At 75.6% G+C, this 24594-nt stretch carries 26 protein-coding genes; 9 read left to right on the top strand and 17 right to left on the bottom strand.

Going from position 1 to position 24594, the window contains the following annotated elements:
* Positions 1-24: 24 nt before the first annotated feature.
* Positions 25-1647: a peptide chain release factor 3 gene (locus WCD41_RS09370; RefSeq protein ID WP_337713128.1), complete on the top strand. Its 1623-nt coding sequence runs from the start codon at positions 25-27 to the stop codon at positions 1645-1647.
* Here WCD41_RS09370 and WCD41_RS09375 read toward each other — a convergent pair.
* Positions 1644-2021, bottom strand: a complete 378-nt coding sequence (locus WCD41_RS09375; RefSeq protein ID WP_337713129.1) for a hypothetical protein — start codon at positions 2019-2021, stop codon at positions 1644-1646. The two genes, WCD41_RS09370 and WCD41_RS09375, sit on opposite strands and share 4 nt — an antisense overlap.
* Before the next feature lie 4 nt (positions 2022-2025).
* Positions 2026-2454: a hypothetical protein gene (locus WCD41_RS09380; RefSeq protein WP_337713130.1), complete on the bottom strand. Its 429-nt coding sequence runs from the start codon at positions 2452-2454 to the stop codon at positions 2026-2028.
* A gap of 393 nt (positions 2455-2847) precedes the next feature.
* Here WCD41_RS09380 and WCD41_RS09385 point away from each other — a divergent pair, with 393 nt between their 5' ends.
* From WCD41_RS09385 to WCD41_RS09395, 3 genes are read left to right on the top strand one after another with little or no spacing between them, the layout of a single operon-like run.
* Complete coding sequence (locus tag WCD41_RS09385) at positions 2848-3933, top strand: protein kinase domain-containing protein (RefSeq protein ID WP_337713131.1); 1086 nt, start codon at positions 2848-2850, stop codon at positions 3931-3933.
* A complete protein-coding gene (locus WCD41_RS09390; RefSeq protein ID WP_337713350.1) occupies positions 3933-5252 on the top strand; it encodes a PP2C family protein-serine/threonine phosphatase in 1320 nt (439 codons plus the stop codon). The genes WCD41_RS09385 and WCD41_RS09390 overlap by 1 nt, the downstream gene beginning before the upstream one ends.
* Positions 5249-5701: an FHA domain-containing protein gene (locus WCD41_RS09395; RefSeq protein WP_337713132.1), complete on the top strand. Its 453-nt coding sequence runs from the start codon at positions 5249-5251 to the stop codon at positions 5699-5701. The genes WCD41_RS09390 and WCD41_RS09395 overlap by 4 nt, the downstream gene beginning before the upstream one ends.
* 21 nt (positions 5702-5722) lie before the next feature.
* Here WCD41_RS09395 and WCD41_RS09400 read toward each other — a convergent pair whose 3' ends face one another.
* From WCD41_RS09400 to WCD41_RS09415, 4 genes are all read right to left on the bottom strand, one after another.
* Positions 5723-6199: a GtrA family protein gene (locus WCD41_RS09400; protein ID WP_337713133.1), complete on the bottom strand. Its 477-nt coding sequence runs from the start codon at positions 6197-6199 to the stop codon at positions 5723-5725.
* Positions 6196-7257 (bottom strand): decaprenyl-phosphate phosphoribosyltransferase, encoded by a 1062-nt coding sequence (locus tag WCD41_RS09405; protein WP_337713134.1) that lies wholly within the window; start codon positions 7255-7257, stop codon positions 6196-6198. Before WCD41_RS09405 ends, WCD41_RS09400 begins: the two co-directional genes overlap by 4 nt.
* A complete protein-coding gene (locus WCD41_RS09410) occupies positions 7254-7850 on the bottom strand; it encodes a phosphatase PAP2 family protein (protein ID WP_373695094.1) in 597 nt (198 codons plus the stop codon). Before WCD41_RS09410 ends, WCD41_RS09405 begins: the two co-directional genes overlap by 4 nt.
* A 138-nt stretch (positions 7851-7988) precedes the next feature.
* Positions 7989-8801, bottom strand: a complete 813-nt coding sequence (locus tag WCD41_RS09415) for an HAD family hydrolase (protein ID WP_337713135.1) — start codon at positions 8799-8801, stop codon at positions 7989-7991.
* Positions 8802-8841: 40 nt separating this feature from the next.
* Here WCD41_RS09415 and WCD41_RS09420 point away from each other — a divergent pair, with 40 nt between their 5' ends.
* Positions 8842-9447 (top strand): endonuclease, encoded by a 606-nt coding sequence (locus tag WCD41_RS09420; protein WP_337713136.1) that lies wholly within the window; start codon positions 8842-8844, stop codon positions 9445-9447.
* A gap of 13 nt (positions 9448-9460) precedes the next feature.
* Here the strand turns inward: WCD41_RS09420 and WCD41_RS09425 are convergent, their stop codons facing one another.
* From WCD41_RS09425 to WCD41_RS09445, 5 genes are all read right to left on the bottom strand, one after another.
* Positions 9461-12565: an arabinosyltransferase domain-containing protein gene (locus WCD41_RS09425; RefSeq protein ID WP_337713352.1), complete on the bottom strand. Its 3105-nt coding sequence runs from the start codon at positions 12563-12565 to the stop codon at positions 9461-9463.
* 158 nt (positions 12566-12723) lie between these two features.
* A complete protein-coding gene (locus WCD41_RS09430; protein ID WP_337713353.1) occupies positions 12724-13134 on the bottom strand; it encodes a DUF350 domain-containing protein in 411 nt (136 codons plus the stop codon).
* A 79-nt stretch (positions 13135-13213) separates the two neighbouring features.
* A complete protein-coding gene (locus WCD41_RS09435) occupies positions 13214-14122 on the bottom strand; it encodes a hypothetical protein (protein WP_337713137.1) in 909 nt (302 codons plus the stop codon).
* Positions 14123-14176: 54 nt separating this feature from the next.
* Positions 14177-15337, bottom strand: a complete 1161-nt coding sequence (locus WCD41_RS09440) for a glutathionylspermidine synthase family protein (protein WP_337713138.1) — start codon at positions 15335-15337, stop codon at positions 14177-14179.
* A 42-nt stretch (positions 15338-15379) separates the two neighbouring features.
* On the bottom strand, positions 15380-16339 hold the full coding sequence (locus WCD41_RS09445) for a hypothetical protein (RefSeq protein ID WP_337713139.1): 960 nt from the start codon (positions 16337-16339) through the stop codon (positions 15380-15382).
* 116 nt (positions 16340-16455) lie between these two features.
* Between WCD41_RS09445 and WCD41_RS09450 the strand changes: the two genes are divergently transcribed.
* Both WCD41_RS09450 and WCD41_RS09455 read left to right on the top strand, forming a co-directional pair.
* Entirely contained in the window at positions 16456-17700 is a 1245-nt protein-coding gene (locus tag WCD41_RS09450; RefSeq protein ID WP_337713140.1) for a septum formation family protein, read from the top strand.
* Between the two features lie 10 nt (positions 17701-17710).
* Positions 17711-18055 carry a metallopeptidase family protein gene (locus WCD41_RS09455; RefSeq protein WP_337713141.1) on the top strand — a complete coding sequence of 115 codons (345 nt, stop codon included), beginning with the start codon at positions 17711-17713 and terminating at the stop codon, positions 18053-18055.
* Between the two features lie 63 nt (positions 18056-18118).
* Here WCD41_RS09455 and WCD41_RS09460 read toward each other — a convergent pair whose 3' ends face one another.
* Genes WCD41_RS09460 through WCD41_RS09470 form a run of 3 tightly spaced genes read right to left on the bottom strand, consistent with a single transcriptional unit; the run spans position 18119 to position 20726 of the window.
* The gene (locus WCD41_RS09460; protein WP_337713142.1) at positions 18119-18781 is read right to left on the bottom strand and encodes a histidine phosphatase family protein; all 663 of its coding nucleotides are present in this window, start codon (positions 18779-18781) and stop codon (positions 18119-18121) included.
* Positions 18778-19788: a prephenate dehydratase gene (gene pheA / locus WCD41_RS09465; RefSeq protein ID WP_337713143.1), complete on the bottom strand. Its 1011-nt coding sequence runs from the start codon at positions 19786-19788 to the stop codon at positions 18778-18780. Before pheA ends, WCD41_RS09460 begins: the two co-directional genes overlap by 4 nt.
* A gap of 35 nt (positions 19789-19823) precedes the next feature.
* Positions 19824-20726, bottom strand: coding sequence for a hypothetical protein (locus WCD41_RS09470; protein WP_337713144.1), 903 nt, complete (start codon positions 20724-20726; stop codon positions 19824-19826).
* Positions 20727-20846: 120 nt separating this feature from the next.
* Between WCD41_RS09470 and WCD41_RS09475 the strand changes: the two genes are divergently transcribed.
* Positions 20847-21698 carry a DUF2470 domain-containing protein gene (locus WCD41_RS09475; protein WP_337713145.1) on the top strand — a complete coding sequence of 284 codons (852 nt, stop codon included), beginning with the start codon at positions 20847-20849 and terminating at the stop codon, positions 21696-21698.
* On the opposite strand, the gene WCD41_RS09480 is transcribed toward WCD41_RS09475, so the two are convergent.
* Genes WCD41_RS09480 through WCD41_RS09490 form a run of 3 tightly spaced genes read right to left on the bottom strand, consistent with a single transcriptional unit; the run spans position 21670 to position 23660 of the window.
* Entirely contained in the window at positions 21670-22008 is a 339-nt protein-coding gene (locus WCD41_RS09480; RefSeq protein WP_337713146.1) for a DUF3817 domain-containing protein, read from the bottom strand. The genes WCD41_RS09475 and WCD41_RS09480 overlap by 29 nt on opposite strands.
* On the bottom strand, positions 22005-22448 hold the full coding sequence (locus WCD41_RS09485) for a hypothetical protein (protein ID WP_337713147.1): 444 nt from the start codon (positions 22446-22448) through the stop codon (positions 22005-22007). Before WCD41_RS09485 ends, WCD41_RS09480 begins: the two co-directional genes overlap by 4 nt.
* A 24-nt stretch (positions 22449-22472) precedes the next feature.
* A complete protein-coding gene (locus WCD41_RS09490; protein WP_337713148.1) occupies positions 22473-23660 on the bottom strand; it encodes an FAD-dependent monooxygenase in 1188 nt (395 codons plus the stop codon).
* A 71-nt stretch (positions 23661-23731) separates the two neighbouring features.
* Here WCD41_RS09490 and WCD41_RS09495 point away from each other — a divergent pair, with 71 nt between their 5' ends.
* The gene (locus tag WCD41_RS09495; RefSeq protein WP_373695095.1) at positions 23732-24547 is read left to right on the top strand and encodes a CPBP family intramembrane glutamic endopeptidase; all 816 of its coding nucleotides are present in this window, start codon (positions 23732-23734) and stop codon (positions 24545-24547) included.
* Positions 24548-24594 lie beyond the last annotated feature (47 nt).

The following is a 24594-nucleotide window of genomic DNA, read 5'->3' on the forward strand; positions in this document are numbered from 1 at the left end:
GGCGGCCCGTGAGGGAGGAGAGCGATGACCGCGGTGTCCGCACCGGTGGAGTCCAGGGACGGCTCCGACGACGACCCCGCGGCGCAGGCCCGGCGCCGGCGCACCTTCGCGGTGATCAGCCACCCCGACGCCGGCAAGTCCACCCTCACCGAGGCGCTCGCCCTGCACGCCGAGGTCATCTCGGCGGCGGGTGCGGTGCACGGCAAGGGCGGACGCAAGGGCGTGACGTCCGACTGGATGGACATGGAGCGCGAGCGGGGCATCTCGGTGACCTCCGCGGTGCTCCAGTTCGCCTACCGCGACCAGGTCATCAACCTGCTCGACACCCCCGGCCACGGCGACTTCTCCGAGGACACCTACCGCGTCCTCGCCGCGGTCGACGCCGCGGTGATGCTGCTCGACGCCGCCAAGGGCCTCGAGCCGCAGACCCTCAAGCTCTTCGACGTCTGCCGTGACCGCGGCGTCCCGGTGCTGACGTTCGTCAACAAGTGGGACCGGCCCGGCCGCGAGGCGCTCGAGCTCGTCGACGAGGTCGAGCAGACGATCGGCCTGCGCCCCATGCCGATCACGTGGCCGGTGGGCATCGCCGGCGACCTGCACGGCCTCGTCGAGCGCGCCGACGGCACGATGCACCGCTTCACGCGGGCGGCGCACGGGGCGTCGAAGGCGACCTCCGAGGTGCTCGACGCCGAGCGCGCCGCCGCCGAGGAGGGCCCCGACTGGGAGCGGGCCACCGAGGAGCTCGCGCTGCTCGACGAGATCGGCTCCGAGTTCGACGACCAGGCGTTCCACGCCGGCACCGCGACCCCGGTGATGTTCGGGTCGGCGCTGTCCAACATCGGCGTCGCCCGCCTGCTCGACGCGCTCGTCGAGCTGGCCCCACCGCCCGGACCGCGCCCGGACCGCAAGGGCGACCCTCGGCCCGTCGACGCGCCGTTCTCCGGGCTGGTGTTCAAGGTGCAGGCCTCGATGGACAAGTCGCACCGCGACCGCGTCGCGTTCGTGCGCATCTGCTCGGGGCGCTTCGAGCGCGGGATGGTGCTCACCCACGACGCCACCGGGCGCCCCTTCGCCACCAAGTACGCGCAGGCGATGTTCGGCCGCGACCGCTCGACCATCGAGGAGGCGTTCCCGGGCGACATCGTCGGCCTGGTCAACGCCACCGCGCTGCGGCCCGGCGACACCCTGTGGGCCGACGAGCCCGTCACGTTCCCGACGATCCCGAGCTTCGCCCCCGAGCACTTCGCGGTGTGCCGGGTCGCGGACATGTCGAAGACCAAGCAGTTCCGCAAGGGCATCGAGCAGCTCGACTCCGAGGGCGTCATCCAGGTGCTCTCGTCGGACCTGCGCGGCGACCAGGCCCCGGTGCTGGCCGCGGTCGGCCCGCTGCAGTTCGAGGTGGTGTCGGCGCGGCTCGCCGACGAGTTCGGCGCGCCGGTGAAGCTCGACCGCCTCGACTACTCCCTCGCCCGGCGCACCGACGAGGCCGGCGCCGAGAAGCTCAAGGGAGCGGTCGGCATCGAGGTGCTCACCCGCCGCATCGACGGCGAGATGCTCGCGCTCTTCCCGCACAAGTGGCGCCTGCAGGCCGTCACGCAGAACAACCCGGACATGCTCCTGGCCCCGCTGGTGGCCGACGCCCTCTAAGCCGGGAGGCGTCGCGGGGGCAGGGCCTCGTTGATGGTCCGGCTCGTCGCCTCGGGGTCGGGGACCTCGATGACGATGCGGTGGTACGGGTCGCCCCGCAGGAAGATCGCGAGCAGGCGGTCTGCCCGCCGGACCATCCACAGCTGACGACGCTCGCCGACGCCGTACGAGCCGGCGCGCAGGACGCGCGGCACGCTGACCCCGGGCAGGTGGACCCGGGGGCTGGCGGTGACGGCGTCGTGCCGGTCCATCGGCCGCGCGAGCAGCACGCGGCTCAGCGGCAGGTACACCCCGCGCCGGCACGCCCAGACGCGGTCGGAGCCGGTGAAGCGGACGACGACGCCGTCGGCGGTGACGCGGATCTGGACCGCCATCGCCTCAGGCCATGCGGTCGTGCTTCGCCGCCGCCTCCTCGTAGGCGCGCTCGGTGGCGCGCTGGGCGTCGGCGAAACCCTTCTCCACGGCCTGCGTGCCGTCGCTGTGCGCGTCGCGCACCGCCTGCTCGGCGTCGCGCGCGGCCTGGGCCAGCGCCCGCTCGGCCTCCGCGGCCGCGTCGGCGACCGACGTGTCGGAGCCCGACGGTCCCGCGCCGCCCACGGACGCCTCGGATCCGTACCCGCCCGGCGTGGCGGCGGGCGTTCCCGCGCCCGCACCGGGCATGCTGCCCCGGTCGGTGAACTCCGGGCCCTCGGGTCCCATGGGCCCCTCGGTGGCCTCGGGACGGCGGTGCTGGGCAGACCGGTCGACGTGACCCATGGCCTGCTCCTCCGACCCGACGGGTCGGTCGGTGTCGTCGGCTGTGCTCACGGCACGACCTCCGGACTCTCGCGCGGACGGCCGCGGCGCCGGGCCTCGAGGAGGCGCGGCACCCAACCCCCCGATCGGCTTCGGTGCCGCGACAGCATGGCAGGCCACGACCCGATCGGCCCGGGCACCCTCCCCGGGAGCGCTTCCGGAAACCCCGGTCGACCTGCGTCTGAGCTGTCCGGGTGGCTCTCACCACCCGGACGGGGGAGCGTTGCCGCGCCCCGAGGTGATCCACGCCCGACGGCGGAGCGCGGTCGCGGGCAGGGCGATGACACGATGGCACGGAGCAGGCGGAGAGCAGGCGCAGAGCAGGCAGGACGACCCGCCAGGACACGGAGACGACACGACATGGACCGACCCGGTCGGGGGAGCACGGTGGCCACGGCGCCTCCGGTGACCCCGGTTCCCGAGCAGGCGCGCTTCTGCGCGCGCTGCGACGGGCCGGTGGGTCGGGGCCGGTCCGGCCGCCCGGGTCCCGAGCGCGGCACCTGCCCGTGGTGCGGCGCGGCCTACGACGTGCGCCCCGACGTCGCGGTGGGCGCCGAGCTCGCCGGGCGCGCGGGTCGCTACCGCGTCCACGCCCCGCTGGTCCGCGGCGCGCGGGGCTGGTCGTACACCGCGGTGCGGGACGCGGACGGGGCGCTCGTCGTGCTCGGGAGGCTCGAGGGCCCCGACGGGCCCGCCGCCGGGTCGCTCGCCGTCGAGGAGACCGACGTCCTGCTCGGTCTCGACATCCCGGGGCTCGTGCGTGCCCGCGACGTCGTCGTCGCCGACGGGCGCGACGGGCCGGTGCGCCTGCTCGCGCTCGACCACGTGCCGGGCGAGGTGCTGGCCGAGGGCCGGCCCCACCCGCCCGCCGAGGCGCTCGCCGCCGTCGTCGGCGCGGTGCCCCCGCTCGCGGCGCTGCACCGGCACGGCCTCCTGCACGCCGACCTCAACCCGAGCAACATCCTGCGCGGACCCGCCTCCGATCGTCACAGCATCACGGTGCTCGACCTCGGCAGCGTGCGCCGCGTCGAGGACCGCCACAGCGACGTGTGGGCCACCACCGGCTTCGTCGCGCCCGAGATCCACCCCGGGGGCCCCGGCCCGTCGGTCGCCTCCGAGGTGTTCGCGCTCGGGCGCACGCTCGCGGTGCTGCTCGCGGACTTCGACCACCTGCGCCAGCACGCCCTGCGCCTGCCCGACCCGGCCGGCGTCCCGGTGCTGCGCGACGACCCGGACCTCGTCGCCCTCCTGACCCGCGCCACCGACGTGGACGCCGCCCGTCGCCACCGCAGCGTGGAGGCGTTCGCCGAGGACGCCCGCCGCGTGCTGTCCCGATACACCGCCCGTCCGGGCGACTCCGGCGTGGGGCACGGCGTCCCCGTCGGCGCCGGGCCGGAGGATGACCACACCCGGCGTGGCGGGGGCCGTCCGGCCGGCGCGGCCGACACCGTCCACGACCCCCGCGACGCCCGAGGAGCAGCGATCCCGTGATGGAGACGGCCGGGACCTCCCCCCTGCCCGGGTGGCGCGCGAGGACCACCCGCAGTGCCGCCACCGAGGCCGACGGCGGCCCGCTGGTGGAGCGCACCGACCTGCGCGCCGCGCTCGCCGACGGCACGCCCCCGCCCTGCCCGCAGTGCGGCGACGCCGCCCCGGCGGCGCCCGACGGCACCTGCCCGACGTGCGGGGCGCCGCGACCGGCCCTGCGCGACCACGTCGAGCTGACCCTCGGCGACGCCGCCGCGATCACCGACCGCGGCCTGCGGCGGCGCCGCAACGAGGACGCCGTCGAGCTCGGGCGCCGGGTGGAAGCCGGGGTCGAGACCTGGGTCGCGGTGGTCTGCGACGGCGTCGCGTCCGCGCGCCGCGGCGACGAGGCCTCCCTCGTCGCCGTCGGGGCCGCCGTGGGCGCCGCGCTGGAGACCGCGGCGGCGCCCGCCACCCCGCCCACCGGCTTCCCGGCGATCTCGTCCCGCGACACCGGTCCGGTGGCCCTCGAGACGGGCGAGCACCCGGGCGCCGCCCGGAGCACCGACACGGCGGACACGGCCGACACCACCGACACGGCCGTCGCTCCCGCCGGACGCGCCGGGACGGGGGTGTCCGGCGAGCTGGACGCGCTGGCCACCGCGGCGTCCGCGGCCGCGGCGACCGCCGCCGCCGACCTCGCCCACGCCGGCGGCGACAGCCCCGCCTGCACCTACGTCGCCGCCGTCGTGCGCGGTGGCGAGGCGGTCGTGTCGTGGATCGGCGACAGCCGCGCGTACTGGCTGGCCGGGGACGGGTCGTCGCGCCTGCTCAGCACCGACGACTCGTGGGCGGAGGAGATCGCCAACGCCGGGATCATGTCCCGCGAGGAGGCCGCCCGCGACCGGCGCGCGCACGTCCTGACCCGGTGGCTCGGCCGCGACGCCCCCAGCGGCCCGGCCCACGCCCGCCGCGTCCGGCTCGGGGCGCCCGGGCTGCTGCTGCTCTGCAGCGACGGCCTGTGGAACCACCTGCCCGACCCCGAGATCCTCGCCCGGCTCGCCCGGCCCGCGCTCGGGGGCACGCAGGCGGCCGAGAACATCGAGCCCCCCGACGACCCCGGTGAGCCCGGTGTGCCCGACCACCCGGCGCTGGCCGCCGCGGCGGCGCTGCTCGCCGCGGCCCTCGACGACGGCGGCAGCGACAACGCGACGCTCGCGCTCGTCCCCGTCGTCCCGCCCGCCTCCGGCCCCGAGCGCGCCTCGGTGGTCGTGGACGCGCGGGGACCCGACGAGCGCACCGGTCCCATCCCGCTCGACGGGGAGGGTGTGGTCGACCGGTGAGCGACGACACGACCACCGGCCCGCCCGACCCGGGTGGCGTGTGGGTCGTGACGGTGTGGGCCGACCGCGACTACCACGACCAGGTCCTCGCCCGGCGCGCCGGCGAGGACACCGCCGCGGCCGGCGAGTTCCCCTCCGACCTGCCCCCGCGGGAGGTCCGGCTGATCGCCGAGGAGACCCGGATCGGCCGGGCGGGCGACCCGAAGGGCGACGACCTCCCCGAGATCGACCTCGGCGGGCCGCCGCGCGACCCGGGCGTGTCCCACCTGCACGCCGTGCTGATGGCGCTGCCGCGCGACCGGTGGGTGGTCATCGACGCGGGGTCGACCAACGGCACGACCCTCAACTACGCCGAGGCCCCGCTGACGCCCGACACCCCGGTGGCGCTGCGCTCGGGCGACCGCATCCACGTCGGCGCCTGGACGACGCTGACCGTGGAACGTCGCTGACGCCCGGGCCGGCGGGGACGGCTACCGGCCGCCCAGCGGGATCGGGCCGGTCGGCGCGTCCCAGGTGACCACCGGCGCCTCCGGCGCCGTCGGGGCCGTCGGCGCCGTCGGGCCGATGAGCGTGCGCGTGATGACCAGCCGCGCCGCCAGGAAGCTCACCGGCAGCGCCAGCGCGGCCGCCACGAGCGGGGCGAGGCGCTCGTCGACCCCGAGGTGCACCAGGCCGACGACGCCGACCGTCGTGGCCAGGATGTTCACCACCTGCGACGCGGGGTAGAGCAGGAACCGCGTCCACGTCGGGCGCACCCGGAAGGTGAACCGGCAGTTCAGCAGGAACGACACGACCATCGCGGCACCCAGCCCGACGGTGTGCGCGACGAGGTAGCCGGCGTGGGGGTGCGCCAGCAGGTACGTGCCGTAGTAGGTGGCCGCGTTGGCCATCCCGACCAGGCCGTAGCGCACGAGTCCGCCGAGCAGCTCGCGCACCGGCCGGGTCACGGGTGGGCCACCACCGCCGTGTAGACCGCGAGTCCGATGAGCACGACCCAGATCAGGCCGAGCACCTGCAGCACGCGGTCGCCGAGCACGATCTCCTCGGGCTCGCCGCCGTTGCCGCCGTCGACGTCCACGGCGTAGCGCAGCACCGCGACGACGAACGGCACGATCGACACGATCGCCCAGGTCGAGGGCGCCGAGGGCAGCCGTCCGGGCATCGCGGTGACGCCGATGCCGAACGCCCACAGCCCGTAGGCCATGATCAGGACGGTGGCCGAGAGCGACCAGACGAACCGCAGGTAGGACGCCGAGTAGCGCTCGAGCGACTTGCGGATCTTGGCGCCGGTGCGCTCGGAGAGCCGCATCTCGGCGTAGCGCTTGCCGGCCGCCATGAACAGCGAGCCGAACGCCATCGTCAGCAGGAACCACGGCGAGAGGTAGAGCCCGGCCGCGGCGCCGCCGGCGATCGCCCGCATGAGGAAGCCCGACGACACGATGCAGATGTCGATGACCGGCTCGTGCTTGAGCCACAGGCAGTACGCCAGCTGGACCACGATGTAGATGCCGGTGACCAGCGCGAGGTCGGGGTCGGCGACGAAGCTGACGGCGATCGCGCCCGCGAACAGCACGATGCCGGTGACGACCGCGAGCGTCGGCGGCACGATGCCCGCCGCGATCGGGCGGTAGCGCTTCTTCGGGTGCGCCCGGTCGGCCTCGACGTCCTTGGTGTCGTTGATCAGGTAGACACCGGACGCGGCGAGCGAGAACGCGACGAAGGCCAGCGCGACGTCGGGCAGGACCGTGAGGTCGAGCAGCCGGCCCGCCGCGAACGGCGCGGCGAGCACGAGGACGTTCTTCACCCACTGGCGCGGGCGCATGGCCTTGAGCAGGCCCAGCGGCAGCGCGACGGGACGGGGGCGCGCGGCGGCCTTCTCGGCCTTCGCGGCGGCCTTCGCGTGCTCGTCGCCCGCGTCCTTCGCGGCGGGCTCCGGCGCCTGCGCAGGAGCGGTCGCCGTGCCCTCCTTCTCCGGGGCGGGGCTGGGCGGCGTGACGGGTGTCATGCGGTCCTCCAGCGGCCGACCGAGCCCCGGCGCACGAGGCGTCGCGCGCCGAGGGCGCACGCCGCACCGAGCACCGAGCCCGCCAGCACGTCGGTCGGGTAGTGGACGCCCAGCACGACGCGCGAGAGCGCCATGCCGGGCACGAGGAGGGTGGCGCCGCCGGCGCCCACCCCGCCGACGAGGCCCGCGTAGAGCAGGGCGGCGGCGGTGGTGGACGACGCGTGCGAGGAGGGGAAGCTCAGGCGGCTGGGGGTGCCGACGTGGACGGCGACGCCCGGGTCGTGGGGCCGGCGACGGCGCACCACGCGCTTGACGGCGATCGAGGCGCCGTGGGCGGCGACGACGCCGCCGACGGCGGTGGCCCACTGGCGTCGGCGCGGGGCGTCGAGCGCCGCGCCGAGGGCACCGAGGGCGATCCACCCGGCGGCGTGCTCGCCGAAGAAGGACATCGCCCGCGCGGCGCCCACCACCGGCGGGGTGCCGATGCTGCGCTGCACGGAGCGCAGGACGGCCACCTCACGGCCGACCGTCCGACCGCCCTCGTCCCGGGCCGGGCCGACCGTCACGTCGGGTCCCTCGGCACGATCGAGCACGTGGTCGTCCCTCCAGCCGGCGCAGATGTCCTGATCGGGCTCCGGCGCGGAATGTTACGCGGGCCTTGACAACGACCCCCGCAGTGGTCCATCGCGCCACGCGGGGCGGCGGTTCGGCGGATCTCCCGGGGTGGGAGGTCAGAACCACCTCTCCAGCACGGACGCGACACCGTCATCGAGGTTGCTCGCGGTGACCTCGTCCGCGACGTGGAGCACATCCGGGTGGGCGTTGGCGACCGCGACGCCGTGCCCGGCCCACCGCAGCATCGCGAGGTCGTTGGGCATGTCGCCGAACGCGACGACCTCGTCCGCCGCCACCCCGTGGTGGGCCGCGGCGCGCGCCAGCCCGTGCGCCTTGTCGATCCCGCGCACGGAGCACTCCAGCAGCCCGCCGCCCGCCGAGTACGTGACGTCGACGAGGTGGCCCACGGCCCGCCGGGCCGCCGTGGCCATGTCGGCGCTGGTCCGCGTGGGGTGACGCGCCAGCACCTTGACCACCGGCTCCCCGAGCAGGTCGCCGGGTGCGACCCGGCGGTGGTCGGGGTGGGGCCAGGCGTGCACGTAGGCGGCCTCGGAGACGAACTGCTCGTCGCGGCGGTCGAACGCCCCGTCGCCGACCCGCTCCACGGCGAGCCCGCACCCCGGGACGGCGCTGCGCAGCCCCGCGGCGACCTCGGCGAGCACGTCGACGTCGAGGGTCTCGGCGGCCAGGACGCGGTCGGCGGCGGCGTCGTAGAGGACGGCGCCGTTGGCGGCGACGGTCAGCGCGTGCACCCCGAGCGCCTCGCACACCCGCGGGATCCAGCGCGGCGGGCGGCCGGTGGCGAGCACGAGCGGCACCCCGGCGTCGACCATCCGCCGGATCACGGCCCGCGTGCGCGGCGACGGGTCCTCCCCGGCGCCGAGCAGCGTCCCGTCGACGTCGGTGGCGACCAGGCGGGGGCTCTGCACCCCTCCACTATGACCTCGGGCCGCGTGGGTATCCGCCCCGGTGACCACCATCGACACGCTGCTCGAGGAGTCCGGCCGGACGTTCGCCGACGAGGCCGGGATCACGCTGAAGGACGAGCCCGCACCGCTCTACCGCCTGCTCGTGCTGAGCGTGCTGCTCTCCAGCCGCGTCCAGGCGCAGCTGGGTACCCGCGCCTGCCGCGAGCTCGTCGACTCCGGGTTCGGCAGCCCCGAGAAGATGCGCGACGCGGAACGCTCGGCCGTCCACGACGCGCTCTCCCGGGCCAGGTTCCTCAGCAAGGACCAGACCACCGACGCCCTCCAGGAGGGCGCGGGCCTCGTCGCGGACCGCTGGGGCGGCGACCTGCGCCGCCTGCGCCGCGAGGCGGACGGCGACCTCGCCACCCTGCGCGACCTGCTCACCGAGGTCCCGCGCCTCGGACCGGTCGGCGCGTCCATCTTCGTCCGCGAGGTGCAGGCCGTCTGGCCCGAGTTCCGGCCCCACCTCGACGACAAGGCCCTCGACGCCGCCGCGAGCCTGGGTCTGCCGCGCGACGCGGCGGAGCTGGCCGGCCAGGTCGACGGCGACGACCTCGCCCGCCTGGCCGCCGCGCTCGTCCGCACCGAGGTGCGGGCGGAGAGCTAGCTCTCCGGGCTGATCAGCCCACCGCACCCTGGTACTGCACCCCGACGTACTCCTCGCGTGCCAGCGTCGGGCCGCGCTCCCAGCCGGACTGCGAGCGCTCGGTGGTCGTGACGCCGAAGCGGCCGGTCGGCAGGTCGCGCACGACCATGTCCACGCGGCCCCAGGGCTTGGCCGGCTCGCGGCCCGGGGCGACGGCCGTAGCGAGGCGGACGTAGGTGACGCCGACGGTGTCCCACCGCCACACGCCGCCGCGGTAGAGGTTGTCCTGCAGGCCGTAGTAGGACGACGTCAGGTCCTCGTCGGCGTGGATGCGGACGGTCGACGGCGGGGCGATGCCGCCGTGCGACGCGACCTGGTCGACGCAGGGCCAGAGCACCGCCGACATCTGGTCGACGAGCACCGGCTGCCCGTCCAGCACCGGCGCGATCGGTTCCGGCTTCGCGAGGAACGGTTGGGCGACCGCGAGGCGGTCGGTGCCCCGCTCCCCCGTGGTGTCGACGACGACCCGCACGAAGGTCGGGTCGCCGGGCGCGTCGGCGAGGGACACGGGGCGGTGCTGCCAGGTCCGCTCGTCGGCCTGCGGGAGGTAGTCGATCCCGGTGCGCCCGAGGACGCGCGGGTCCGCGGCGTCGCCGTCACCGAACTCGACGGACACCCGCTCGTCGGGCGGACCCTGCTCGAGCAGCGGCACCACCACGTCGGTCGCCCCCGAGTCCGGCGGCACCGGGTACCAGCCGGAGACCAGCGTGCCCCGGCCGCTCGAGTCGTCCGTCGCGTCGTGCCACACCCGCCCGAGCCCGGGGACCGGTTCGGGGGTGGGCGCGACCGTGTCGTCGACGAAGTCGCCGGTCGTCACGGCCGGGGTGACGGGCGCGCCGAGGGCGCGCGGCGTCGGTTGCAGCACCGTGACGTTGTCCTCGAGCCCGCAGCCCTGGCGCACGACGTCCTTGACGTTCCCGAGCGCGACCGTCCACCCCGGGTACTGACGCGCGGGGGCGAGCACCATCACCGCGATCAGCCCGACGACGACGCTGCAGCAGGCCACGGCGAGCAGGGCGCGGTCCGGTGCGGGGCGCGGCAGGTCGCGGGTCGGCCAGCGGCGCAGCGACCAGTGCACCCACACGGCCGCGAGCACCGCGACGCCGACCCACACGAGCGGGTTGCGCAGGAACACCGGCCCGAGGTGGGGCGCGAGCAGGTTCTGGCTCAGGGGCGTCGGGTAGGGGTCGGCGTGGTCGCCGAAGAACTGGCCGCGGTCGGTGTAGGGCCGCCACAGGTTCCAGCCGGCGTAGCTCACGGCCGTGGCGATCACCAGCACGGCGACGCCGCCGACGGTGGCCAGGGCGCGGTCGTGGCGCGGCATCGGCCCGCGCAGCAGCGCGAGCGCGATCAGCACGGTGCCCGCGGCCGCGATCACCGGGAAGTGCAGGACCCACTTGGTCGGGCTGGCCGCGACGAGCACGAACGCCAGGGCCGTGGTCGCCGCGGCGTGCAGCAGCACCCGGCGCAGGGCGTCGTCCTCCGGTCCGCTGCGCCCGCTGCCCGCCGCCACCAGCAGCGTCACCGCCAGGGTGATCAGGATCGGTGCGCGCAGCGCCCACGGCGTGCGGCCCGGCCCGAGGAGGGTCTGGTAGTGGACGAGCTCGTCGTACCAGGGGACGGTGTCGTAGTAGTACGCGTGCACGGCCGACGCCTCGATGACGTCGCCCAGCGACGCGTCCGCGAACGCGATCGGCACCGCGATCGACGACGCCGCCGCGAGCACGAGCACCAGCGCCACCTGGGTGCGTCGGGGCGCCGCCACCATGTGCGGCCACGCCCGCGGGATCTCGACGAGCAGCGGCGCGACGGCGACGAGCCCCGTCGGCGAGCACGCGAGCGCCAGGGCGGCCGCCATCACGGCGCCGACGTAGAGGATCGGGGTGCCGCGGTCGCGGGCGAGCTCGACGAGCAGCAGGACCACGACCGAGAGCAGCACGATGAGCGACTCGGGGCGCAGGGTGAGCCCGAACGGCAGCCACCACAGCAGGTGGGCGACGAGGAGCGCCCACGGGACGAGTGACCGGCGCACCGCCGTGCGTCGCGAGATCAGCACGAAGAACGCGCGCAGCAACGTCCAGGTGAGCAGGCCGTAGAGCAGGGGCAGGCAGCGCTGCCAGACCAGACCGAAACCGCCGATCGCCCCCCAGGCCTGCATCGCGTACTGCGAGGCCACGAAGGGGTTCTCGGTGACGTTGAACATGTAGACGGCGTTGCCGATGTAGCCCGCCTCGCCGGCGTCGCGCGCCATCAGCGGGTACCAGCTGTCGTCGAAGTTCATGGGCGCGACGAGCACCCAGCCCGCCGACACCGCGACGACCAGGGCGTCGGCCCACGACAGGTGGCGGCGCAGCCGGGCCGGCCAGGACCGCGGCGCGACCCAGCCCCGGACCCGCCGCCACCGGCCCTGCCGGTAGACGAGGACCAGCAGCACCGCGAGCGCGGCGAGGTGCGCGACGAGCAGGGTCGTCTTCAGCGGACCCGGGGTCGACGCGTAGCGGTCGTCGGTCCGCAGCGAGACCCCGAGCCCCGTCGCCGCCGGCGTGCCGTCGGTGCTGGTCGAGAGCTGGGCGATGATCGGCGGCAGGACGTCGGCGCAGTCCCCGCAGGCGAGCGGGAGCGGCGCGCCGTCCTGGGTGACCCGCACGCCCCGCTCGTCGGCGGTGATCCCGAGGACGCAGTCGCCCGCGGGGACCGGGCCGGCGGCGACGGTCCGGCCCGAGACGGTCAGGCTCGCGAGCCGACCGTCCGACGCCAGCACGAGCCCCCCGTTGCCGGGGTTGCCCGGCAGGGTCCGCAGCACGTCGCCGCCCGCGCGCAGCGCCGCGCAGGGCACCGTCGCGTCGAACCCGAGCGGGCGGGGCGGGTTGAGGGCGAGCTGCGTCGACGCGGGGGCGCCGGCGGCGGCCGCCGGGTCGGGCCACGTGACCGTCGTGTCCTGCGCGGTGACCGGCGCCAGCGGCACGGCGATGCCGAGCAGCAGGGTCAGCAGCGCCCACACCAGCACGGCGCGCCCACCCAGGCGCGGGGCCGTGTCCGGGGACTCGTCACCGCGGGCGGACTCCTCGGCGCGCACCATCGTCGTCACCGGTCGCCCCGCGGGCGAGCGATCACCGTGGAGTCGAACCGGGGAGTGGGCACCGGAGCGAAGGGTAGGTCGTCAAGCCCCTGTCAGGGGGCCGGGGTGGGCGTGTGTCCGGCACACGGACGAGGTAGTGGACCGGCTGGTGGACCCGGTCAGATCACCGCGACGGCCACCACGAGCCCGAGCGCGAGGTGCATGGCCGCGATGACGAACGAGTCGGCGGTGAGCCGGTCGTCGTGCAGGCACGCGTCGACGTCGAGCCGCGCGACCGCCTCGAGCCCGCGCACCGCGAGGACCTGGGCGAGGATCCCGACGATCCCGTAGATCGTCGTGTTGAGCATGCCCGCGACGAAGCCGCCGCCGGAGACGTAGATGGCCGTGACGATGATCAGCGCCATCGACACCATGCCGGCGGAGGACACGACCACCGCGTTGGGGCGGCCCTCGCGCACCAGCCCGCGCAGATCGCCGGGCGTCGTCAGGTCGATCGCGAAGTAGCCGACGTACATCAGCACCGCACCGATCACCGCGTAGACCACGATGAGGCCGATGTTGACACCCATGGTGGGCCAGAAATCGGGAGCGAGCACCTGAGAAGCCCTCCATCCGGACGAACGGGGCGCCAGACTAGGGCACCCGGCCTCAGGTGATGTTGTTGGCCGTGGACGTCGCTGCCTGCTCCCGCCGGCTGCGCTCCCGCCGCGCCTCGACGAGCAGGGTGCGGGCGATGCGGCGCCACACCAGGTAGGTGACGGCGTCGTCGGACAGCGACCGGGGCACCTGTGTCCAGACGAGATCCTCGACGGCGCGCAGGGCCTCGATCGTCGGCCGGGGCAGGTCCCACCAGCGCAGGTCGGGATCCACGAGCCACGACCGCACCTCGAGGACACGTCGCCCGTCGACCTGCACGAACTCGCCGGAGTCGTCGTCGGGGCCGCCCGAGCTGCGGTGCGCCACCCCGTCCGGCCCCTCGGCGGCCGCGAGGGTCAGGCGCCAGTGGGAGCCGTCGGCGTGCAGGATCGCGTCGGCGCCCCGGCCGTCCTCACCGTCGACGAGGGGCGCGCGGTTCTTCCAGGACCGGGCGAGGAGCGGCGCGGTGACCGGGAGGTCGGGCCGCAGGGCCGCGACGGGCCGCCCGCCGCGCAGGACGGCCGCGCGGTCCGTGGCGCCCCACACCACGCGGACCTCGTCGGTGGCCACCGCCGGCGCCGGCGGGCGCGGCCGGTCGGCGCCCAGCTCCGCGTAGCGCACGCGGAACTCGTGCCCGACGTCGCGGATCTGCTGGAACGCGATGATCGCGAGGGCCAGCGTCAGGATCGAGCCCACGATGACGCCGACGACGGCCCAGCTCGGCGGGCGGCCGCGGTCGGCCACCTCGAACCAGCTGACGACGGTGACGACGCCGACCACCGCCGTCAGCGCGAACACGAGCGGGGTCGACCACGCCTTGCGCACCCGCAGCAGGTGCCGCAGGGGCGCCGGCACCGCGGCAGCGGCCTCGGCGGTGAGGGTCGGCGGGGCCGGATCGGCGGGGCGCTCCGCGGTCGTCATGCACACATCGTGACCGAGAACGGAGCGAATCGGACCTTCGTTCGCTCGGATGGCCTAGTCAGGAATACGGTGAGGTACGAACGCCGCGCCGTTGTCGGTGATCAGGCCCGCCGTCTCGCGGATCCCGAGGCCCGCGGAGGCGTCGCCGACGATCCAGGCCCCGAGCGCGGGGCGGTAGCCGTCGAACTCGGGCAGCGGGTCGAAGAGCTGGTAGACGTAGCCCTCGTCGCCGTAGACGCCGCCGGTCTCGGTCTCGTAGCCAGGCGCGACGACCGCCATGTTGGCGCCCTCACGGCCGAGCAGGGGCTTGCGGATGTACTCGGTGAGCATGCCGGGGTCGCCCAGGCTCGCCGGCAGGAGATTGGGGTGCCCCGGGTACATCTCCCAGAGCACCGCGAGCAGCGCCTTGTTCGACAGCAGCGTCTTCCACAGCGGCTCGACCCACGTGGTCTCGGGCAGGCTGCGGGTCACGTGCTTGCCGAAGTCGTCGCCGAGGATCCACTCCCACGGGTAGAGCTTGTCGACGACCGCGATCGGCGCCTCCTCGAGGTCGACGAAGCGGTCGAGCGCGGAGTCCCAGCCGAGCTGCTCGATCGCGAGGCCGATGGTGTCGAGCCCGGCCTCGGCGGCGCACTCCTGCAGGTAGGCCGTGGTGACGTGGTCCTCGCCGGTCGGGTCGGCCTGCGACCAGCAGAAGTGCACCTCGTTGCGCGGCAGCTTCGCGGCGATCTCGCCCCAGCGCTCCACCAGCTTCTCGTGCAGCGAGTTCCACTGGTCGTCGTCGGGGTGGACGTCCTTGAGCCAGTACCACTGGCAGATCGACGCCTCGAGCAGCGAGGTCGGGGTGTCGGCGTTGTACTCCATGAGCTTCGCCGGGCCCGAGCCGTCGTAGCGCAGGTCGAAGCGCCCGTAGAGGTGCGGGTCGCCGCGGCGCCAGGACGCCGCCACGGCCTCCCAGCTCCACTCCGGCAGCGCGAAGTCGCGGAAGCGCTCGGTGGTGACGACGTGGTCGACGGCCTCGAGGCACATCGAGTGCAGCAGCTCGACGTCGGCCTCGAGCGAGAGGATCTCCGCCATGTCGAAGACGTAGTGCACCGACTCGTCCCAGTACGGCCGGGCCCCGTTCAGCCCGGCCGCGGGCGTGCCGAACACCAGGCCCTGCTCCTCGATCTTCTGCTGCCAGCCGGGGCGGGGTCTTCCGGTCGCGCGCTGCACGCCGTCGATCCTGCCGTACCGGCCCCGGCTGCCGTACTCGCCTCAGCTGCCGGACGAGCTGCCCGAGGAGCCGCTGCTCGACCCGCTCGAGCCGCTGCTCGACCCGCTGGAGCCGCTCGAGCTGCCGCCGACGCCCAGGCCGCCGCGGCTGACCGTGCCGCTGCTCGAGGTCGACCCCAGTGAGCTGCCGGAGGTGCCGCTGCGGACGCTGGTCCCGCTGGCCGGCGGCGAGGTGCTCCCGCCCGAGGCGACCGTCCCCACGGGAGCCCGGGTCCCGTAGTTGTAGTGGTACTGGTTGCCGAAGCCACCGATGAAGATCGGGACGAAGGCGCCGCTGCTGTTGTAGTAGCCGCCCTGCTGCGTGCCGCCGCAGTTCTCGTCGGGGACCACGACGCCCTGCGGGTCGACGCACTGGGCGTCGACCTCGTCCGGCGAGCTCGCCGCGTAGACGACCGCCACGAGCGCGACGACGCCGACCGCGACACCGCCGCCGACCAGCACCCGCTTGCGGATCTTCTTCTTGCGCTCCTCCGCGGCCGCGGCGGCGTCGCGCTGCGCCCGCTCGCGGCGCTGGGCCTCACGCCGGGCCCGCTGCTCGGCCACCGTGGGCTCGCGGGGCTTCGTGGTCGCCGGGTCCTGGTAGCGCACGCGGCCGCGCCGCTGCTCGCCCTCGTCGCCAGCACCGGAGTCGGCACCCACCGCGGCGAGCGCGCCGCTCCCCGATCCCCCGGTCGCGGCCGGCACGCCCGAGGGCGGGGTCGCGAGGTCGGAGCCGTCGTCGGCGGCGTCGTCGTCACTGCTGCTGCGGTGACGTCCGGCGGACACCGCGGACGTGTCGACCTTCTCGGTGGGGCGGGCCTCCTGCTCGCGGGCCTGGGTGGTGTCCACCTTCTCGGTGGGTCTCTCGGCGGGACGTGGCGACTGCTCGGCGAAGGCGTTCAGATCGACCTTCTCGGTCCGTCGCTCCGACGGCTGGTCCCGCTCGTCGTCTCGGCCTGTCATGGTCCCCTCCGCCCAACCGTCACCGGCACCGTCCGGCGCGCACCGGTCACCACCGATCCTGCCCGACTCCGCATCACCCGGCCCGGGGAATCCCGGAGCGGCATGATGTCAGGGCGATGCTGCTCCGGGAACGCCAGTCCGGGCCGGCCGGTGACGGTGGCCCCGACGGTGACGACAACGCCACCGACCGTGACGCCCGCGGGATGGACCGCTGGCTCGACCGGGTCCTCGGCGCGGACGACTCGCGCGACCCCCGCCGCCGCGCGTTCCGCCGCGGCGTCGTCGGCGTCCTGGCCGGTGCGCTGATCATGCTGATCGCCGCCACCGCGCTCGCGGCCACGGGCTCCGGGCCCGACGTCCTCGGGCTCGCGGGCTCCTCGTCCGGCCCGGCCGGCGCGCCGGCCTCGTCGGGTGACGACGACGAGCCCCCGCCGCTGACCACGCAGCCCGGCAGCTGCCTGACGTGGAGCCGCGACGACGCCGGCGACGTCCGCGAGGTCGACTGCGCGCAGTCCCACCTGTTCGAGAGCGTCGGCGCGGTCAACGCCGCCCAACCCCCCGGCGCCCCGTTCCCGGCGGACCCGGCGTGGCAGCAGCTCGTCACCGACCAGTGCACACCCCAGGCCCGCACCTACCTGCAGGGCCGTCTCGACCCGGCCGGCCGCTACAAGGCGGGCGCGCTCAAGCCCACCCAGGCCGCGTGGGACGCGGGCGACCGCACGGTGCGCTGCGGGCTGCAGGCCCCGGGTCGCACCGGCGCGCTCTTCGCGTCGACGGCGCGCGTGGCCGACGCCGACCAGGCCGTGGTGTTCGACCAGGGCACCTGCCTCGGGCTCGCGGGCAAGGAGGTCTCCGACCCGACCTCCTGCAGCCAGCCCCACGCCGCCGAGGTGGCGGGCACCGTCGACCTCGGCACCCAGTTCCGCCAGGGCTTCCCGTCGGTCGACGAGCAGGACAACTACCTGCAGCCGACGTGCCAGCGGATCGCCGAGCAGTACGTCGGCTCGGCGCAGAAGCTCACCGACTCCAAGCTGACCGTCTACTGGACCAACCTCGCCGAGGAGTCCTGGACGGCCGGCACCCGGCGGGTCAGCTGCAACCTCGGCTCGCTGCTCGCCGACAGCTCCGGGTTCGCCCCGCTGACCGGCAAGGCCGCCGACGGCGTGACCATCGGCGGCGAGGCGCCCGCGTCGGTGCCGAGCCTGCGCCCGGGCGCCCCGGCCTCCTCGCCCGAGACGTCGTCCGCCGCTCCGGCCCCCGAGGGCGGCGCGGCCGGCGGCAGCGCAGTGCAGCCGGGCACGGGCCAGCAGCCCGGCATCCAGGTGCCGTCGCTGCCGGTGCCCGGTCTGGGCGGCGGCTAGCGTCGGGTCCGTGGAGGTCGGGCCCGAGCGCTTCGAGGAGCTGGTCGCCGACGCGCTCGACGAGCTCCCGGAGGCGCTGACGCGGGCGATGGACAACGTCGTGGTGCTCGTCGAGGACCGCCACCGCGAGGAGCCCGAGCTGCTCGGGATCTACGAGGGCGTGGCGCTGACCGAGCGCTACAGCGACTACGGCGGCGTGCTCCCCGACCGGATCACGCTCTACCGCCTGGCGCTCGCGGACGTCTGCGTCGATGAGGACGAGCTGCGCGAGGAGGTCGCGGTGACGGTGGTGCACGAGATCGCGCACCACTTCGGCATCGACGAGGCCACCCTCCACCGTCTGGGCTGGGGCTGACCATGTGAGCGAACTTCGGGCCCATAGGCCCGAAGTTCGCTCACATACGCCGTTCGGCCCCGCTCAGGCGGTGGGGTCGTCGACGGTGGCGGGCAGGCCCCCGGGGACGGCGTCGCGCCAGGCGACGAGCTCCCAGACGCTGCCCCGCGGGCGCAGGACGACCCGGCCGCAGTTGGCGACGTGCGCCTCGTCCCGCTTCGGGGTGCCGACGTGCTCCACGAGGTCCTGGGCGGCCAGCCGCAGGGCGGCCCCGTGGCAGACGAGCACGATCGTGCCGCCGTCGGGGTGCCGCTCGCGCAGCCCCGCGACGGCCGCGCGGTAGCGGTCGATCACCTCGCGCCCGCTCTCGCCGCCACCCGGCTGGGCGACGTCGAGGTCACCGTCCTGCCAGCGGTCGACGATGCGGCGGAACTCCTGGATGGAGGGCTCGTCGTTGCGGCCCTGGAGCTCGCCGAGCTGGGCCTCGTACACCCCGGGTACCTCCACGGGCTCCAGGCCGAGGTGCCCGGCGACGATCGTCGCGGTCTCCCGGGCCCGGAGCGCCTCCGAGTGGTAGAGCCCGGTGATCGTGCCCTCCACGCCCTCGGCCAGCTCACGGCCCAGCGCCTCGGCCTGGGCCCGGCCCAGGTCGGTCAGCGGCGGGCCGGGCACGACGGCGTCGAGGAGATGGTCGACGTTCGACGGCGTCTGGCCGTGGCGGGCGAGGACGAGCCGCAGGTCGCTCATGCACCGGTCCCGTCGCGCAGGGAGGCGAGCCAGGAGGCCGCCTCGGTGTAGTCCTTGACGGTCTGTCCGGCCCCGGGGTCGGCGCCGGTCCCGTCCTCCTCGCCCGCGACGGTCGCGCGTGGGTAGGAGCCGAGGAACCGCACGTCGGTGCACCGGCGACGCAGGGCGGCCAGGGCCTCGCCCATCGCCGGCTCGCCGACGTGCCCGGTGCCGTCGAGGAAGAACCAGTACTCGCCGCGACGGTCCTTGAGCGGGCGGGACTCGATGCGGATGAGGTCCACGCCCCGCACCGCGATCTCGGTGAGCACCGCGAGCAGCGCCCCCGGCCGGTTGACGGTGGTCGCGGCCAGCGAGGTCCGGTCGGCGCCCGTGGGGGCCGGCAGGCCCGGCGCACCCGGCGGGCGCACGAGCACGAACCGCGTGACGGCGTCGCCGGTGTCGTGCACCCCGGAGGCGAGCTCGACCAGCCCGTGGTGGACGGCCGCGACCGGCGCGCACACCGCGGCGTCGACCTCGCCCGCGGCGACCTGCGCGGCGGCCGCCGCCGTCGACGACGTCAGGCGCACCTCCGCCGCGGGCAGGTGCTCGGCGATCCAGCGACGCGTCTGGGCCTCGCCGTGGGGGTGGGAGGCGACGCTGCGGACGTCGGCGCTCGTGGTGCCGGGGCGCACGAGCACCGAGAAGCGCACCGCCAGCAGGATCTCCCGCACGATCACCAGCGGCGGCGTCTCCACCAGCCCGTCCATGGTGGCGGGCACCCCGCCCTCGACGGAGTTCTCCACCGGCACGCAGGCGGCGTCGACGTCCCCGCTGCGCACGGCGTCGAGGGCCGCGGTGGTGCTCGCGAACGGGTGCAGCGACGGCTCCGGGTCCCCCAGCGCGTCGCCGAGCACGGTCGGCGTCAGCGTGCGCAGAGCCTGTTCGCAGAAGGTGCCGTGCGGCCCGAGGAACGCGATCCGACGGGTCGAGCTCCGCTGCGCTTCGTCTCCCACCCGCAGTTCTGTCACGTCACCCGAGCGTACGGATCGCCGTGTGGGCCGTGTCAGAGCAGCCCGAGCCGCGCGAGCTCAGGGCCCGGGGCCGCGACCGCCGTCGACCCGAAGGAGGAGAACAGCGACCGCACGCGCACCGCCGTGTCGGCGCCGACCGCGCCGAGCTCGGTGGCCAGGGCGTCGCCGTCGGTGACGAGCAGGGCCTCGCCGATGCGCTCCTCGACGGGGGCGTCGTCGCCGGGGGCGAGCGCGCGGACCGTGGCCACGAGCAGGTTGAGCCAGCCGTGGTGGGTGAAGCCGGTGTCGGGGTCGGTGTGCCGGACCGCCGACTGCAGCCCGATGCTCGCGGTGAACGAGCGCCCGGCCCCGACGGCGAGCGCCAGGAAGCCCGCCACGTCCTGCACGCCCGGGAACGCGCCGGCCCGCCCGCCGCCGCAGCGCAGCTTGGGGCGGCACCCGTGGTCGACGACCCGGCGCACGCCGTCCAGCCAGTCCTCGGAGCCGTCGGCGTCGGGACGGCGCGGCTCGACCACCGCGACGACGTCCTCGGGCACGAACTCGGTGACCCGCTCGAGCCAGACGGAGTCGACGTCGTGCGGCGCCGGCATCTCGACGGTGCGCGGGTCGAGCAGCGCGGTCCGCGAGGACGTCAGCGAGAGCGCCTTCGGCACGCCGCCGAGCCCGGTGTCGACCGCCAGCGCGATCGGGACGGGCCCCGGCGGGCGGCGCTTCACGAGCACCGACACCAGCTCGGAGAGCCGGGAGACGGGGACGACCAGCGAGGCCAGCAGGCCGCCGGCGTCGGCGGCGCGGGCGGCGAGGTGCGCGTCGACGACCTCGGCCATGTCCGGTCGCGTGCCCTCGGCCACGAGCGCCGCGTCGTCGACGATGGCGCGGAGCAGGGCAGGCACACCGTCGACCGGTGCCCCGCCGGCCTCGGGGACGGTGGACACGTCCGGCACGGTAGCGGGCCGCCCGCCCGGTACCGGTCACCGGTCTCGCTCACGCAGGTCTCGCGTCCGGCCCCGAAGTTTGATTAGGCTCCCCTTAGTTCGCCGCACCGAGGGAGTCCGATGGCCAGGAGCCGACCGCCCGCGCCGCCCGTTCCGCCGCCCGCCGAGCGCGCGCGGACCCTGGCGGGCCGTGCCCGGCACGCCGCGGTGATCGGTGAGTCCGTGGGCGAGGGCGGTGGCGACGTCGACGGCGGCGACGGGGATCTGCGCGCCACCCCGACGCTGCACCACGTGCCCTCGACGGGTGCCGCGACGCTGCAGTTCCCCGAGGACCACCCCCTGGTGCTGCGGGTCCGCGAGCGCGGCGACGCCCTCCTGCCCGTGATGCTCGAGCTCGCCGACGTCGCACCGGTGACGGTGCGACGCCCCGTGCGGGGCCTGCTCTGGGTCAGCGGGCGACTGCGCGTGCTGCCGATGCGCGTCGCGCGGCGGGCGGCGCTGCGGATCGCCGCGGAGCTGCCCGACGAGCGCCTGCTCGACGTGGGCCACGGCGAGACGCTGCTGCGCCTGGAGCCGACGATGGTGGTGCTCTCCGACGCCGAGGGCACGGAGGCCCTCGCGCCCACGGCCATGGCCGCCGCGCCGCCCGACCCCGTCGCGGCCACCGGCGACCCGTGGCTCGCCCACCTCGCCGCCGCCCACGCGGGCACGCTGTCCGCGCTCGTCCCGCGGCTCCCGGTCCACCTGCGCCGTCCCGGGCACCGGCTCGCGCCGCTCGGCGTCGACCGGCTCGGCCTGCGGCTGCGGGTGGAGACCGCGGGGGACGACCACGACGTACGGCTGCCGTTCGCCGCGCCGCTCTCGTGCCCCGGCCAGCTCGGGGAGGCCGTCCGCGGCCTCATCGGCTGCGGCGACGGGGACGACCGGGTGCCCGGCCTGCGGCCTACGTCGCGTCGCGCAGCGGGCGCGTGATCTTCCGCTCGGCCACGAACGACACGAACGGGATCGTCCCCGCCAGCGCCACCAGCACCGCCTTCCCGACCGCCCAGCGGTCGCGGTAGGCGAGGTCCGCGGTGAGCAGCAGGTAGCCCATGTAGAGGAAGCCGTGGATCGGGCCGACGATCGCGACCACGGTGCCGTCACCGCCCAGGTACTTCAGCGGCATCCCGACGAGCACGAGCACGAGCAGGCCGACGCCGACGACCCACGCCCCGACGCGGTAGCGCTTGAGCGCCGCGACGACCTCGGGGGTCGGCGGTGCCTGGACCGGGCTCGTGGTCACCGGGGATCCGTCTCCTCGTTCGGCGTGGTCCGCTCGGCCGCGGCCAGCTCGGCGTACATCGCGTTCCAGCGTGCCCGCTCGGGCGACGGCGCACCGTCCGCCCCGTCGACACCCGCACCCGCGGCGACACCCACCGGTCGCGGGCCGAACGGCGAGTCGGCCGGGGCGGCGCGCACGGGCGTGACCTCGGCCTTCTGACGGCGCTCGACCTGCACCTCGACGAGCGCCTTGGCCTCGGCGCGCAGCATCCGCCACCACAGGGCGGCGAAGAACAGCCCGAACAGCGGCCACTGGAACGCGTAGCCCGCGTTGAGCAGCGACCCGCCCGGCGACTCGGCACGGACGACCTGCCACCAGGCCATCCCGCCGCACACCGCCACGGCCAGGAGCGCGGTCAGCGTCCACCCGATCCAGCGCGGGGTGACGAGCAGGCGCAGCACGTCCCCGAGGTTACCGACGCGCGGTCAAGCGGCGGAGTGGTAGTCGGGGAGCTCGATCCCCTCGGCCGGCGGGCCCGCGAGCTTCTCGACCAGCCCGCCGAACACCGACGACAGCGACCCGGCGAGACCCAGCACCTTCCGCTGCACCGCGAGGCCCGCCCCCGACCGCGGGTTCATGGCCCGCAGGGCGGCCGGCTTCACGTCCTGGGCCTGGGCGGCGAAGGGCCGCATGCGCTCCTCGTAGCGGGCGAGCGCGGTGGTGACGTCCCCCTCGCCCAGCTCCCCGGCGAGGATGTAGGCGCCGACCAGCGCCAGCGTCGTGCCGGTGCCGAACGGTCCGGTGGCCCAGGCGGCGTCCCCGAGCACCGCGACGCGCCCGGTGCTCCAGCGCGGGAGGCGGATCTGGGCGACGGCGTCGAAGTACAGCGAGGCGTCCTCGAGGGCCGCCAGGACGCGCGGGGCCTGCCAGCCGACGTCGGCGTAGGTGCGGCGCAGGACCGTGATCTGGGCGTCGCGGTCGAGCTCGCCGAGCCCGCGGACGTCGGACAGGAACGCGAGCATCGCCCGCGTGGTGCCGCGGTTGTCGGGGCGCAGGCTGGTGCTCCGCGAGCCCGGGGCGCTGTGCCAGCGCCACCAGCGGTCGTCGTCGTCGGTGCGCGGGATCGTCAGGTAGGCGACCTGGAGGCCCAGCTCGGTGACCTCGGCGTCGGGCAGGACGAGCTCGCGGGTGCGGGAGCGCGTGCCCTCGGCGACGACGACGAGGTCGGCGTCGATCTCCTCGCCCCCGGCGAGCCGGGCCGTCACGCCGTCGCCGTGGTCGGTCAGCGCGGCGATCTGCTCGCCGAAGCGGTAGTCGGTCGCGTCCTGCGTGCGCTCGTACACGAGGCGCGAGAGCTCGCCGCGCAGGATCTCCATCTCCGCCGTCCCGCCGGCCGTGTCGCCCTCCCCGGCCGGGAACTCGGCGACCGCGCCGCCGTCGTCGTCGACGAAGCGCAGGCCGACCTCGCCCGTGCCGGCCGCCAGGGCGGCGTCCTCGAGGTCCATGCGCCGCAGCACCTCGCGCCCGGCGCCCCGGACGTCGATGTTCTGGCCCTCGTCGCGCAGCCGCGGCGCCCGCTCGACGACGGTGGTGCGCCAGCCCCGGGCGTTGAGCTGGTGGGCGAGCGCGGGGCCGGCGATGCTGGCCCCGGAGATCAGCGCGTGGCGACTCACGCGCCGGGCTACCCCTCCTCGCCTCCGCCCACCCCCGGCCGCGGTGATCTCCCGCCTCTACGTTGGGGGTCGTGACGGCGTCGGCGGGGTGGCGGAGCTGGGTCCGCCCGGTGCCTCCGGCCGTCGCGCCCCTCGGCGCGCGCGACCGGCGGCTGCTGCGCACCGAGCTGGTGGTGGTCTTCGCCGTCACCCTCGGGCTCTCGGGTATGCGCAGTCTGGTCTCGTTGCTCAACGCGCTGGCCTCGCCCGTCGCGCTCGACCAGCGGACCACCGCCATCGACCAGACCCTCGCCCGCAACGCGTGGGCCGACCTCGCCGCCCAGCTCGCCGGGTCGTTCGCGCTGGTGGCGTGGGGCGCGCTCGGGCTCTACCTGCTCGTGCGGGCCGGGTCGGGTCCGCGCGACATCGGGCTCGACGGGCGCCGCCCGGGGCGTGACGCGCTGGGTGCGGTCGGGCTCACCGCGCTCATCGGCATCCCGGGTCTCGGGCTCTACCTCGCGGCGCGCGCGCTGGGCCTGAACACCACCGTGATCCCGTCGCTGCTCGACGACCACTGGTGGACGGTCCCGGTGCTGATCGTCTCCGCGATCGCCAACGCCTGGGCCGAGGAGGTGCTCGTCGTCGGCTACCTGCTGCACGGGCTGCGCCGCCTCGGCGTCAGCGAGAACCGCGCGCTGGCGATCTCGGCGGTCCTGCGCGGCTCGTACCACCTCTACCAGGGCTTCGGCGGCGGGCTCGGCAACCTGCTCATGGGCCTGGTGTTCGGGCGGGTGTGGCAGCGCACCGGCCGGCTCTGGCCCCTCGTCGGGGCCCACGCCCTGCTCGACGTCGTCGCGTTCGTCGGCTCGGCGCTCCTGCGCGGTGTGCTGCCCTTCCTCCCCGCCTGACCCGTGTCAGCGGAGTGGCTCCGCAGACGTCGAGTGTCCGTGTCCCC

Source organism: Actinomycetospora aeridis (genome assembly GCF_037400275.1).
Taxonomy (GTDB): Bacteria; Actinomycetota; Actinomycetes; order Mycobacteriales; family Pseudonocardiaceae; genus Actinomycetospora; species Actinomycetospora aeridis.